We start from the raw sequence: 12,629 nt of genomic DNA on the forward strand, positions 1-12,629 counted from the left end.
CGATGGGGCTGCTGACGAAGGGACTCTTGTCGGTCAGCGTCCTGAAGGTGAAGACGTCGGCCGGCCTGGACGGGATCGCCGGCGCAGCGAGCGAGCGGAGGTATCCCTCGGAACCCACCAAACTCAGCGAAGGATGGGGATCGCTGTCTGACGATGAAGTCTTCGCTGGCAACGAGGGACTTTATCTCCCATACAAGGGCTACAAACTCAAGGTCGCGACGAACCATAATGAGACCAACATTCTCGGCCTTCGGTACTACTACGACGAAATTGATACCACCCTGGCGAAGCGGTTGGGTGGTGACGTTGAGTGGCAAAGGATTAGCAACCGGCGCGCGGTCGATGTACTTCTTCTGGACGAACATGAGCCTGACCAGCTGACTGCTTTGGTGGCGTCGCGGAATGACTCCGAGATGACAGAATTCGTACGGCCCGCGTTGACCGCCTTGGTCTCTGGCGAGGTACCACCAGGGAGCCTGAGTTCAGCCAGCATTACAGAAGAGCTAGATCCTGATTTCTTTCTCTGGCTGCTCTACAAGCTCCACAAAGGCGAGAGAATAGCGCCAAACGTGAAACTGTCTGGCATTACTGAAATGAACGGCGCCTTTGTCGGGCGGCGAAATCATCTGACGCAGGGTGTCGACATGTTCCGAGAAGATTCGCTCGCATTGGTCGCACGCAATCGGTCGAGACTCGGGCCTGCCAAGATAGGCATCAAGCATTATGCGGAGCCGGAGGGATACTTCGAATTGCAGCTGATTCCGGACGGCGGTTTCCAGGCTTATCGGAAGAGCAAGTACGACGATAAAGACTTGAAGAAGCTCTCAGTCGCCCTTACCGGCCAACGCATGGTGCAGGACATCTGGCAGACGATTCTGCCGCCAATCCGCGACACGTACCGCCAAGACAAGGCTTGGCGTGAGACGCACCGAGAGCAGTTTGTGCAATGGGCGAAGGATGAACTGAAGAAATTCTGATGGCACTATGCAGTGCTGCCTGTCGGTTCTGCACGGTGTAATCTCACACCACCGAGTACGCCATCGGGACCATTGCCGCAGCGGCGTTCGGCGCGATCCTGTATACGGTGGTCACCGGCGACTCCATCGTCACCGCCCTGACGAACATCATCACCCGCGCGCTCAACACCAAGACCTAGCCGCAGATGACGGCGCAAGCACCGTCGAGGCGGCGCTGGGGATCGCCGCGCTCGTCGCGGTGCTGGTGGTCTGCCTTGCCGGGATCACCGCGGTGTCGATGCAGGTGCGTTGTGTCGATGCCGCGCGTGAGGCGGCGCGGTTGGCCGCACGCGGTGACGAACGTTCGGCGATCGAGGCCGCCCGGCGCGTCGCGCCGGGCGGTGCCGCGGTCCAGCTGCGTCGAGACGGCGAGTTCGTCGTCGCAACCGTCACCGCCCGATCGAATCTGCTTCCGGCGCTGGGCGTCTCGGCCACCGCAACCTCGGCGGCAGAACCGTCGCGCTGAGCGCGGGTCGGCAACCGTGGTGGCGGCGGCGATGATGGCCGCATTGCTGTCGGTGACCGGCGGCGGCGTGTATCTTGGTTCGGCTGTGCTGGCACGCCACCGCGCCCAGGCCGCGGCCGATCTGGCCGCGCTGGCCGCGGCCGGGCGGCTGGCCGGCGGAGCCCAAGCCGCATGCAAGCGGGCCAGGACGGTGGTCAGCGAAATGCGAGGCGTCACCACGGATTGCGTGGTGGATGGCCTCGACGTGATCGTCACCGTGCAGGTGGGTCTGGCCGGCGGCAGGTGGGGCGCTGCCCGCGCCGCCGCGCGGGCCGGGCCCGACTCGGCTTAGTCGAGTTTGGCGGCGGCGAGTTCGGCGTCGGTGGGCAACCGTAGTGTGACGAGCCCGGCGTATGTCCGCTCGGCGAGCTCTACCCGGTTGACCGTCACATGCACCGGCACCCAGGCATCGCCGTGACCGGGCATGCGCAACACCCCGCAGGCGGCGCCTTCGCCGAATTGGTCGATCATCGCCGCCAACCGCGGCTCGTCGCCGGGATAGATCCGCGGGGCGTTGCGCGCGCTGCGCCGCCAGTCGTAGAAGGGACACGGCTCGTCGAGCCATTTCAGCAGTGTCCAGTTGTTGAGTTCGATCAGGGCGCGATGCACCCCCGGCTGCGCCAGCCCATGCAGAATGCGCTCGGCCAGCCCGTTATTCGACTCCGCCTGCTCTGCCGGATCGGCGCGCCAGTTCATGCCGCGAGCGATCAGATGGTCTCTGCCGTCGGGGCCCGGTTCCACTAGGTTGCGCGCGACAAAAGCGACCCTGATCGGGTTGCCCTGCCAATCGGTGGCGTCCCAAGTCGCGCACAGGGTTCGACCCGGCTCGGGGTTGACCGCGAGTGCAAGCACCTTGCTTTCGTTGGGCTTGAGCTCGCGCGCCGGCCAGTTCTCGGCGAATGCGCGGCCGTCGGTGTCCTCAACCTCTGGATTCTTGCCGTTGTTGGTCAACGACTCCCGTGTGTCGGTGGCGATACCGACGGTCATGTCCCACTTGAGCGGCCCGGGGATCGGCCGCTCGAGCGGTTCGACCCTGGCCGGGCCGCTCCAAACATGTACACCGTGCATGCGGCCGTCGGACATCAGCACCGGCTCGGTGCGGATTACCCGGTCGCTTTTTGGGGTGATACTGACCAGGCTCTCACCGGTTTTCATCGATTCGGCGATCGCCGTCTGGATGGCGGCGAGATGAGGATTGCGTCGCAGAAATGCGGAAATTGGAACAAGGTTTTTCAGTTGACGGCCCAGCGCCACCACCGCCGGCTCATCGCCCAGTGTTTCCACCAGCAGCCAGTCGCGGGGCATGGCTGCATATTTTACCGATGTTGGATGAATGGATTAGTTCGTTGCGCGCCCGGCGAATTCGCTTCGTGACCGACGGTAATCAATTCGCCAGTTGCTCGACACGTGTGCAGTAAGTTGCGTATGGCCCGCTCGTTGGGTATTTTTTGCTCAGCCTTTTGGATTGGGAACGGCTCGCGTCCTCCGACCGTTCGTCGCGCTGTTTCTATTTGGCATACCTGCGTTCTTCAGAAGTGAGGAAAGCGCGTCGGTGGCAGCTGCCACGATGCAGACGCCTGGAAGTCGATCGTCGAGGGGTCGGTCGCCTTCACACGTCTCGCTAAGATTCCCGAGCCAACTCCGCGAGCACTAACCGCAACACTCGCACCGCACCCGCCTTGTCCAGCGGTTGATTACCGCTGCCGCATTTCGGCGACTGGACACAGGACGGGCAGCCCCGCGCGCATTCGCACGACTCGATGGCCGCCGCGGTTGCGCCCAGCCAGGTGCTCGCCTGATGAAAGCCACGCTCGGCGAATCCGGCGCCGCCGGGATAGCCGTCGTAGACGAATACGCTGGGCAACCCGTCGGACTCCGGGCCCACCGCCGTGGACAGCCCGCCGATGTCGCCACGATCGCAACTGGCCACCAAGGGCAGCAGCCCGATCGCTGCGTGTTCGGCGGCGTGCAGTGCTCCCGGGATCTGTGGCGCGTCGATTCCGTTGCGCACCAATGCCTCCGGCGTGATCGTGTACATGACTGCGGTGGTGGCCAACGTTTGAGTCGGCATGTCGAGGTCGATGAAGTCGATTACCTCCCCGGACAGCCGGCGGCGCAGATAGCCGACGACCCGGCTGGTGACGGTGACCGGCACCAAGCCCAGCGTGACCGGACCGAACACCGCGCGTTCACCGGCTCCGGTCACCGCGATGTCGGTGAGCTCCCGCGCGAAGGTCGCATATCCGGGTTCCTCGGCATGGACGAAAGCCATGCCCTCCTCGAAGTTCAGCGAGTCGACGACGTAGCTCTCGCCTTGATGCAGATACACCGCGCCGGGATGGACCGAGGCCGCGGCCTGGCCGATCCCGGCAGTGCCGAGCAACCGTCCGGTCTCGGTCTCCACGATGACAATCTGGCCGCTCGTCGGCCCTCGGATGTCCACCGCAGGATGCGGATCGACACCCGGCGCCGGGAAATACTTGCCGGACCGCCGACGCAGCAGCCCGTCGTCGACCAGCGAAGCGGCGACCGCTTCGGCGCCCCATTCCCGGACTTCGGCATCGTCGAGCGGTAGTTCAGTTGCAGCGCAGAGCAGTTGGGGCCCAAGGATATACGGGTTGGCCGGATCTATCACCACCCGTTCGATCGGTTTGTCCAACAGCGCGGCAGGGTGGTGGACCAAGTAGGTGTCCAGCGGATCGTCGCGGGCGATCAGCACGATCAGTGCGCCTTGACCGCGTCGCCCCGACCGGCCGGCCTGCTGCCAGAACGAGGTCACCGTCCCGGGAAAACCCGCCAGCACCACCGCATCCAGGCCGGCGATATCCACGCCCAACTCCAGCGCGTTGGTGGTGGCCATGCCGCGCAGCCGCCCGTCGGCCAACGCATGTTCTAAGTCGCTGCGATCCTCGGGCAGATATCCCGCGCGATAGGAGGCCACCTTGTCGGCCAGCTCGGGAGCGATGTCGTTCAAACGCGCCCGGGCGGCCAGTGCGGTCAGCTCAGCGCCGCGGCGCGACCGGACGAAGGTCAGCGTGCGTGCGCCCTCGGCGACCAGATCGGCCATCACCCTGGCCGCTTCCGAGCCGGCCGAACGGCGGACCGGGGCTCCGTTCTCCCCGATCAGATCGGCGCGCAGGGTCGGCTCCCACAACGCGACGGTGCGGCCGCCCTGCGGGGAGCCGTCCTCGGTGATCTCGTGCACCGGCCGGCCGATCAGCTCGCTGGCCGTGGCGCCCGGTGACGCCGTCGTCGCGCTGGCGAAGACGACCGTCGGCGACCCACCGTATCGAGCGCACAGCCGCAGCAGCCGGCGCAGCACCAGCGCCACATTGGACCCGAAAACGCCGCGGTAGTAATGGCATTCGTCGACCACCAGATAGTGAAGGTTGCGTAAGAACACCGCCCAGCGGGCGTGGTTACGCACTATCGACAGGTGCACCATGTCCGGGTTGGAAAACAGCCACCGGGACCGTTCCCGGGCGAAGCGGCGCACTTCGGCCGGGCTGTCGCCGTCGTAGGCGGTGGGCGCCACGTCGGCAAGCCGCGGTGTGGCCGCGGTCAGCCCATGGGCGGCGCGCAGCTGGTCGTGGCCGAGCGCTTTGGTGGGTGACAGGTACAACACCCGGGCCCGCGGTTGGGTGGCCAGGGTGTTGAGGATCGGAAGCTGGTAGGCCAGTGACTTGCCCGACGCCGTGCCGGTGCTGATCACCACGTGCCGGCCCGCGTGGGCCAGCTCGGCCGCCTCGAGCTGATGTGACCAGGGTGAGCTGATGCCACGCCCGGTGAACGCGCGAACCACCTCAGGGTCGGCCCAGACCGGCCAGGGACCGGGCCGACCCTCCCGCGCCGGCAGCTCAGCGACGTGGCGCAACGGGTTTTCGCCCGGCTCACCACCGGCGACCGCGACGGCTAGCAGTTCGCTGCCGAACGTCACCATTACGCACCCTTCCAAGCCGCCGTCACCTGAATTGTTCACCGGATGGTTGCTCAATTGGCGGCGGGAGGCTGTCGCCGACGCCAGGAACGTGATTGACTGATCTGCGGTCGCAGCTTCTGTGTTCGTGTCACACTTTCGCAGGATCGACGTTGCGGCCGCGGTTCCTGCGAGGTTTTAGCTCGGGTGAAGTTCCGGCAACTCCGCGAGGTCAGCGGTCACAGCGGGCCCGGGCCACCGAAAGGCGGTGTCCCGCTCCCCAGTAGTAAAGGAAAGATCGAGAAATGCCACAGGGAACTGTGAAGTGGTTCAACGCGGAGAAGGGGTTTGGTTTTATCGCCCCTGAGGACGGTTCGGCCGACGTGTTTGTCCACTACACGGAAATCCAGGGAAGCGGTTTCCGCACCCTTGAGGAGAACCAGCGAGTCGAATTCGAGGTCGGTCAAAGCCCCAAGGGCCCGCAGGCCACCGGCGTCCGCTCCATCTGAGCCACCTCAGACGAATCCCCCGCCGCTCCCACTCGATGGGAAGGCGGGGGTTTTCGTTTGTTGGGGCTCCTACTGCACTCCTATCGCCCCGCCCCGCCACGGCGCGCACCGTCGCCGGGGGGCCTACTGTCGTTGACGTGAGCCAGCTCTCGTTCTTCTCCGCTGAGTCGGTGCCGCCTGCGGTCACCGACCTGAGCGGGGTTCTGGCGGCCACCGGGCAGATCGTGGTGGTCGGCGACCAGGCGCGGCTTTCGGTGGTGGTGGAGCTTCTCTGGCGGGCCGAAGCGTTGGCCGAGATGATCGAGGAGGCCGGGCTGGTGGCCGAGATCACCGAGACCGACGAGAACACCCCGCTGGTGCGAACGGCGCTGGACGGGCGGCTGCGGGCGATGGCAGCCATGTGGACCCGCGGCGCGGTCAAGACCGTGCCTCCGCTGTGGCTGCCCGGCCCGCGGGAGCTGCGGGCCTGGACGCTGGCGGCCGGCAGCCCCGAGGCCGACCGTTACCTGCTCGGGCTCGACCCGCACGCACCGGACACCCATTCCCCCCTGGCGTCAGCGCTGATGCGGGTCGGCATCGCGCCCACTCTGATCGGTACCCGCGGCGCGCGGCCGGCGCTGCGGGTCAGCGGCCGCCGCCGGCTCTCGCGCCTGGTAGAAAATGTCGGAGAACCGCCTGACAGTGTGGAGGCGAAGGCGAGCTGGCCGCGTGCATAGCGGTCATTGGAAGGGTTACTGACGGGGCGTCAGTTTGCGTCGGCCCGTCGCGGGTGTCACATTGTCAATTGTCTATAGGGGCCTACGCACACCAACGCCGGGCCTATCGGGGGGGTGGAACCAGAAATGGAGCTAAGCGCAGTTGGCTAACGGCAATGGCAGCGGCCCCACGACCAGGGGTATTGGAAGCGCGCGGCGACTCGTGATTGTCGAGTCGCCGACCAAAGCGCGCAAACTGGCCGACTACCTGGGCTCCGGCTATGTAGTCGAATCGTCGCGCGGACACATCCGTGACCTGCCCCGCAACGCCGCCGACGTGCCCGCGAAGTACAAATCCGAGCCATGGGCGCGGCTCGGTGTCAACGTCGACGCCGGCTTCGAACCGCTCTACATCATCAGTCCGGAGAAAAAGAGCACGGTCAGCGAGCTCAAAGCCCTGCTCAAGGACGCCGACGAGCTCTATCTGGCCACGGATGGCGACCGCGAAGGTGAAGCGATCGCCTGGCATCTGTTGGAAACCCTCAAGCCGCGCATCCCCGTCAAGCGGATGGTGTTCCACGAGATCACCGAGCCGGCGATCCGCGCCGCCGCCGAGCATCCCCGGGATTTGGATACCGACCTGGTCGATGCCCAGGAGACCCGGCGCATCCTGGACCGTCTGTACGGCTACGAGGTCAGCCCCGTGCTGTGGAAGAAGGTCGCCCCCAAGCTGTCGGCGGGCCGGGTCCAGTCGGTGGCCACCCGCATCATCGTGCAGCGCGAACGCGACCGGATGGCGTTTCGCAGCGCCACCTATTGGGATGTGCTGGCCGAGCTGGACGCCAGCGTGTCCGACCCCGAAGCCTCCCCGCCCACCTTCACCGCCCGCCTGACCAGTGTCGATGGCCTGCGGGTGGCCACCGGTCGCGACTTCGACTCGCAGGGCGTGGTGCGCAAGCCCGACGAGGTCATCGTCCTCGACGAGGCCAACGCCACCGCACTGGCCACCGGCCTGCGCGGCGGGCAGTTGTCGGTGGCCTCAGTGGAGGAAAAGCCCTACACCCGCCGGCCGTATCCGCCGTTCATGACCTCGACCTTGCAGCAGGAGGCCGGTCGCAAGCTGCGGTTCTCGGCCGAGCGGACGATGAGCATCGCGCAGCGGCTCTACGAGAACGGCTACATCACCTACATGCGGACCGACTCCACGACACTGTCGGAGTCGGCGATCAACGCTGCCCGCAACCAGGCCCGTCAGCTCTACGGCGAGGAATACGTACACCCGTCGCCGCGCCAATACACCCGCAAGGTGAAGAACGCTCAGGAAGCCCACGAGGCCATCCGGCCGGCCGGCGAGACCTTCGCCACCCCCGACGCGGTGCGCCGCGAACTCAACGGCGACGATTTCCGCCTCTACGAGCTGATCTGGCAGCGCACGGTGGCTTCGCAGATGGCCGATGCCCGCGGGACCACGCTCAGTCTGCGGATCAACGGCGAGTCGGACGGCCGCCAGGTCGTGTTCTCCGCCAGCGGCCGTACCCTGACGTTCCCGGGATTTCTCAAGGCCTATGTGGAAACCGTCGACGAGCTGGCCGGCGGTGAAGCCGACGACGCCGAGCGCCGGTTGCCGCACCTGCGCCAGGGCCAGCGGGTGGATGCCACCGAGCTGACCCCCGACGTGCACTCCACCAACCCGCCACCGCGCTACACCGAGGCGTCGCTGGTCAAGGCGCTCGAGGAATTGGGCATCGGGCGCCCCTCGACGTACTCGTCGATCATCAAGACCATCCAGGACCGCGGCTACGTCTACAAGCGCGGCAGCGCGCTGGTGCCGTCCTGGGTGGCATTCGCGGTGATCGGACTGTTGGAGCAGCATTTCAGCCGCTTGGTCGACTACGGCTTCACCGCCGCAATGGAAGACGAGCTGGACGCCATCGCGGCGGGCAGCGAGCAGCGCACCACCTGGCTCAACCACTTCTACTTCGGCGGCGACCACGGCGTCCCGGACTCGGTGGCGCGCTCGGGAGGTCTCAAAAAGCTCGTCGGGGTCAACCTGGAAGGCATCGACGCCCGAGAAGTCAACTCGATCAAGGTGTTTGACGATGCTCAGGGCAGACCCATCTATGTGCGGGTAGGCAAGAACGGCCCGTATCTGGAACGCATGGTGGCCGGCGACGACGGTGAGCTGGTGCCGCAGCGGGCCAACCTCAACGACGCGTTGACGCCGGACGAGCTGACGCTGGAGTTGGCCGAGGAACTGTTCGCCACCCCGCAGGAGGGCCGAGTGCTCGGGGTGGACCCGGAAACCGGGCACGAGATCGTCGCCAGGGATGGTCGATACGGTCCGTACGTCACCGAGGTCCTGCCGGAACAGCCCGACAACGACGGCGACGCCGGCGCCACCGCCAAGAAGGGCAAGAAGCCGACCGGTCCCAAGCCGCGCACGGCGTCGCTGCTGCGCAGCATGGACCTGCAGACCGTCACCCTCGACGACGCGCTGAAACTGCTGTCGCTGCCGCGGGTGGTAGGTGTCGATCCGGAGACGGGTGAGGAAATCACTGCGCAGAACGGCCGCTACGGCCCATATTTGAAGCGCGGCAAGGACTCTCGGTCGCTGACGACAGAGGACCAGATCTTCAATATCACGCTCGAAGAGGCGCTGAAGATTTACGCCGAGCCCAAACGTCGTGGCAGGCAAGCAGCTTCGGCGCCGCCGCTACGCGAGCTGGGTATCGATCCGGCGTCGGGTAAGCAAATGGTGATCAAGGACGGCCGGTTCGGCCCGTACGTGACCGACGGCGAGACCAACGCCAGCCTGCGCAAGGGCGACGACGTGCTGTCCATCACCGACGAGCGCGCCGCCGAACTGCTGGCCGACCGGCGGGCACGGGGCCCGGTCAAGCGGGGCGCCAAGAAGAGCACTCGGCGCAAGGCGCCGGCCAAGAAGCAGTAGCTAGCTAGCTGATTTCGCTCGCTTCGCTGGCTTGGTCCGAAACTTCGTCCGGTGCAGCCAGATTCAAGGGTCTGGCCAGCTGGGTGGGTGCGGTGCGACCGCGCAGCGAGACGACTTCGCCGACATCCCAGCACAGGGCTTCGGCGTCGAGCGCGCCGCTGACCGCAGTCGCCGACGCCAGCACATGCCCTTCTTCGAGCTTGGCCAACTCGGTCAGCCGTGCGGCCTCGTTGACCGGGTCGCCGATCACGGTGTACTCGAAACGAGCCTGCGCGCCGATATGGCCGGCGATGGCCCTGCCGGCCGAGACGCCGATACCGAACTCCAGCGAGCCCAGCACCGGCAGCAATGCGTCGTGCAATTCGCGTGCGGCCGCCAGCGCCCCGCCGGATGCGTCCGGGTGCTCGATCGGGGCACCGAAGATCGCCAACGCGGCGTCACCTTGGAACTTGTTGACGAAGCCGCCGTGTCGGCCCACCGTGTCGACCACCACCCGGAAGAAGTCGTTGAGCAGGCTGACCACCTCGCCGGGCGGTCGGGTGGCCGCCAGCTGGGTCGAGCCGACCATGTCGACGAACAGCACCGCGACGTCGCGCTCCTGACCGCCCAGTTCGGTGCCACGCTCCAACGCGCGGCGGGCGACGTCCTCACCCACATAGCGACCGAACAGGTCGCGCAGCCGTTGCCGCTCGGCCAGATCGCGCACCATGTCGTTGAAGCCGGCCTGCAGCAGGCCGAGCTCGCTGGCGTCGTAGATCTGCATGTGCGCGTTGTAGTTACCGCGCTGCACCTCGCCGAGGGCCCAGCGCAGCTGGCGCAGCGGGTCCGCGATCGACATGGCTACCAACAGCGTGCTGACCAACCCGAGACCCAGCGCGGCCAACGCCAGCAACAGGATCGGGTTGAACAGCTGCTCGGGCGAGCCGTGCAGAAACGCAGCCTTGTTGGCGACCACCGCCAACACGATGGCCAGCAGCGGCACACCAGTGGACAACGTCCACGTCAGCATCTGGCGTCCGATGACACCGGCGGCCCGGACGTTCTCGGGTAGCCCACCGCGCAGCGCGGCGACGGCCACCGGTCGCAGCACCCGCTCGTTCTGCAGGTAGCCGATGATGGCGGTGGCGGCGGCGCCCAGGGCGACAGCCACCCCCACCACCGGCGCCAGATGGCTGGTTTGTCGCCAGCTGGCGATGATGAAGACCGTGCCGCCTATCGCCCAGTAGCCCAGGCTGATCAGCGTGCGGTAGAAGGGCATCCGCAGCGCCCTGCTGCGGGCCAGCTCGGTTGCGGAGGGGTCGGTCTCAGCGAGCAGACTCTCCCGGCGCTGCCAGCGGAATACCGGCACCAGCAGCCGCGTGCTCAGCGCGGAGCCGCAGATGAACAGGACAACCAGCGCTGCCCCGAACATCGCCAGGTTGCCGGGCGGCAGGTCCTGCAGCTCGATGCGGTCTTCGGGCGGCAGCCCGTAGCGCAAGAACCCGAGCACGAACAGCGCGCCGAGAATGTCGGCTTGCAGCACCGAAAGCAAGAACACCGGCCATGGGGTGCGCACCAGCCACTGGACGAATCCAATGATTCGCCTGGGAAGTGGCATTGCGGTGTTCACGAGCCCACCGTATCGGTCGACGAGGACGAACACGTAGCTAAAAACCGGCTGCGCGGGGTGCGCCGTTTGCCATTTTGCGGGGCCGTCGGCACCGGCCACTAGTGTTGCCGGTGATGTCCGGGGTATTCGCGCGGCTGGTTGGCCAGGCGACGGTGGAAGCCGAGCTGGTGGCCGCCGCCGAGGCGGCCCGCGGTGATTCGGCTCACAGCGCGGCCATGTCACACGCCTGGCTGATCACCGGACCGCCGGGCTCGGGACGATCGGTGGCGGCCCTGTGCTTCGCGGCGGCGTTGCAGTGCACCGCACCGGGAGTCCCCGGCTGCGGCCAGTGCCGTGCTTGCACGACGACGATGGCCGGCACCCACGCCGACGTGCGTCGGGTGATACCCGAGGGGCTGTCCATCGGCGTCGACGATATGCGGGCCATTGTCCAAATCGCCTCCCGCCGCCCGAGTACCGGCCGCTGGCAGATCGTCCTGATCGAGGACGCCGACCGGCTGACCGAGGGCGCGGCGAACGCTTTGCTCAAGGTCGTCGAGGAACCGCCGCCGTCGACGGTGTTCTTGTTGTGCGCGCCGTCAGTGGACCCCGAAGACATCGCGATCACGCTGCGGTCCCGGTGCCGGCACGTCGCGTTGGTGACCCCGTCGGCGGAGGCGATCGCGCAGGTGTTGGTGGACAGTGACGGGCTGGCCGCTGACACCGCGAACTGGGCGGCGTCGGTCAGCGGCGGGCATGTGGGGCGGGCTCGGCGGCTGGCCACCGACCCCGAAGCGCGCGAGCGGCGGCAGCGGGCCTTGGGACTGGCCCGCGACGCGGCCACGCCGTCGCGGGCCTATGCCGCCGCCGAAGAGCTGGTGGCCGCCGCGGAGGCCGAGGCGCTGGTGCTGACCGCCGGCCGCGACGAGGCCGAAACCGAAGAACTACGTACCGCGCTCGGCGCCGGCGGCACCGGTAAGGGGACCGCGGGCGCGCTGCGCGGCGCCACTGGCGCGATCAAAGACCTTGAGCGACGGCAGAAGTCACGTCAGACCCGGGCGTCCCGAGACGCGCTGGACCGCGCGCTGATCGACCTGGCCACCTACTTCCGGGACGCCCTGCTGATGTCCGCCGGAGCGACCGGCGTGCGGGCCAACCACCCGGACATGACCGAACGGGTGGCGGCGATGGCCGCGCACGCGTCGCCCGAACGGCTGCTGCGCTGCATCGAGGCGGTGCTGGAATGCCGCGAAGCCCTGGCCGTCAACGTCAAACCCAAGTTCGCCGTCGATGCCATGGTCGCCACCATCGGCCAGGCGTTGCGCGCCGACCGGTAGACTCGTCCCGCCCGCAAGGGGCACGCCACCTTAGCTCAGTCGGCAGAGCGGCTCACTCGTAATGAGCAGGTCAGGAGTTCGATTCTCCTAGGTGGCTCCACCCCGCTCCGCCG

Annotated in this window: 11 protein-coding genes and 1 tRNA gene; 9 read left to right on the top strand and 3 right to left on the bottom strand. The window is 66.9% G+C overall.

Going from position 1 to position 12,629, the window contains the following annotated elements; translation table 11 throughout:
- Nucleotides 1–2 precede the first annotated feature (2 nt).
- The 4 genes from MSP7336_RS07415 to MSP7336_RS24180 all read left to right on the top strand — a co-directional run bounded on the left by MSP7336_RS07415 (nucleotide 3) and on the right by MSP7336_RS24180 (nucleotide 1,813).
- A complete protein-coding gene (locus tag MSP7336_RS07415) occupies nucleotides 3–977 on the top strand; it encodes a hypothetical protein (protein ID WP_113963405.1) in 975 nt (324 codons plus the stop codon).
- A gap of 62 nt (nucleotides 978–1,039) precedes the next feature.
- Entirely contained in the window at nucleotides 1,040–1,156 is a 117-nt protein-coding gene (locus MSP7336_RS07420) for a DUF4244 domain-containing protein (RefSeq protein ID WP_113964821.1), read from the top strand.
- 35 nt (nucleotides 1,157–1,191) lie between these two features.
- A complete protein-coding gene (locus MSP7336_RS24175; RefSeq protein WP_244917531.1) occupies nucleotides 1,192–1,482 on the top strand; it encodes a TadE family type IV pilus minor pilin in 291 nt (96 codons plus the stop codon).
- A gap of 19 nt (nucleotides 1,483–1,501) precedes the next feature.
- Complete coding sequence (locus MSP7336_RS24180) at nucleotides 1,502–1,813, top strand: Rv3654c family TadE-like protein (RefSeq protein ID WP_342353111.1); 312 nt, start codon at nucleotides 1,502–1,504, stop codon at nucleotides 1,811–1,813.
- Here the strand turns inward: MSP7336_RS24180 and MSP7336_RS07430 are convergent.
- Complete coding sequence (locus MSP7336_RS07430; protein WP_113963406.1) at nucleotides 1,810–2,826, bottom strand: PAS domain-containing protein; 1,017 nt, start codon at nucleotides 2,824–2,826, stop codon at nucleotides 1,810–1,812. The genes MSP7336_RS24180 and MSP7336_RS07430 overlap by 4 nt on opposite strands.
- 316 nt (nucleotides 2,827–3,142) lie before the next feature.
- Nucleotides 3,143–5,461, bottom strand: coding sequence for a DEAD/DEAH box helicase (locus tag MSP7336_RS07435; RefSeq protein WP_113963407.1), 2,319 nt, complete (start codon nucleotides 5,459–5,461; stop codon nucleotides 3,143–3,145).
- A 281-nt stretch (nucleotides 5,462–5,742) separates the two neighbouring features.
- On the opposite strand from MSP7336_RS07435, the gene MSP7336_RS07440 reads away from it, so the two are divergent.
- The 3 genes from MSP7336_RS07440 (at nucleotide 5,743) to topA (ending at nucleotide 9,591) form a co-directional block, all read left to right on the top strand.
- Entirely contained in the window at nucleotides 5,743–5,946 is a 204-nt protein-coding gene (locus tag MSP7336_RS07440) for a cold-shock protein (RefSeq protein WP_003925183.1), read from the top strand.
- A gap of 137 nt (nucleotides 5,947–6,083) precedes the next feature.
- Complete coding sequence (locus tag MSP7336_RS07445) at nucleotides 6,084–6,662, top strand: hypothetical protein (RefSeq protein ID WP_113963408.1); 579 nt, start codon at nucleotides 6,084–6,086, stop codon at nucleotides 6,660–6,662.
- A 142-nt stretch (nucleotides 6,663–6,804) separates the two neighbouring features.
- The gene (gene topA / locus MSP7336_RS07450; RefSeq protein WP_113963409.1) at nucleotides 6,805–9,591 is read left to right on the top strand and encodes a type I DNA topoisomerase; all 2,787 of its coding nucleotides are present in this window, start codon (nucleotides 6,805–6,807) and stop codon (nucleotides 9,589–9,591) included.
- Nucleotides 9,592–9,595: 4 nt separating this feature from the next.
- Here the strand turns inward: topA and MSP7336_RS07455 are convergent, their stop codons facing one another.
- Nucleotides 9,596–11,188: an adenylate/guanylate cyclase domain-containing protein gene (locus MSP7336_RS07455; RefSeq protein ID WP_113964822.1), complete on the bottom strand. Its 1,593-nt coding sequence runs from the start codon at nucleotides 11,186–11,188 to the stop codon at nucleotides 9,596–9,598.
- A gap of 125 nt (nucleotides 11,189–11,313) precedes the next feature.
- Between MSP7336_RS07455 and MSP7336_RS07460 the strand changes: the two genes are divergently transcribed.
- On the top strand, nucleotides 11,314–12,516 hold the full coding sequence (locus MSP7336_RS07460) for a DNA polymerase III subunit delta' (RefSeq protein ID WP_069394919.1): 1,203 nt from the start codon (nucleotides 11,314–11,316) through the stop codon (nucleotides 12,514–12,516).
- A 24-nt stretch (nucleotides 12,517–12,540) separates the two neighbouring features.
- Nucleotides 12,541–12,616 (top strand) — tRNA-Thr (locus MSP7336_RS07465).
- The last annotated feature ends 13 nt before the right edge of the window (nucleotides 12,617–12,629 follow it).

The sequence above is a fragment of the Mycobacterium shimoidei genome (assembly GCF_900417275.1).
GTDB lineage: Bacteria > Actinomycetota > Actinomycetes > Mycobacteriales > Mycobacteriaceae > Mycobacterium > Mycobacterium shimoidei.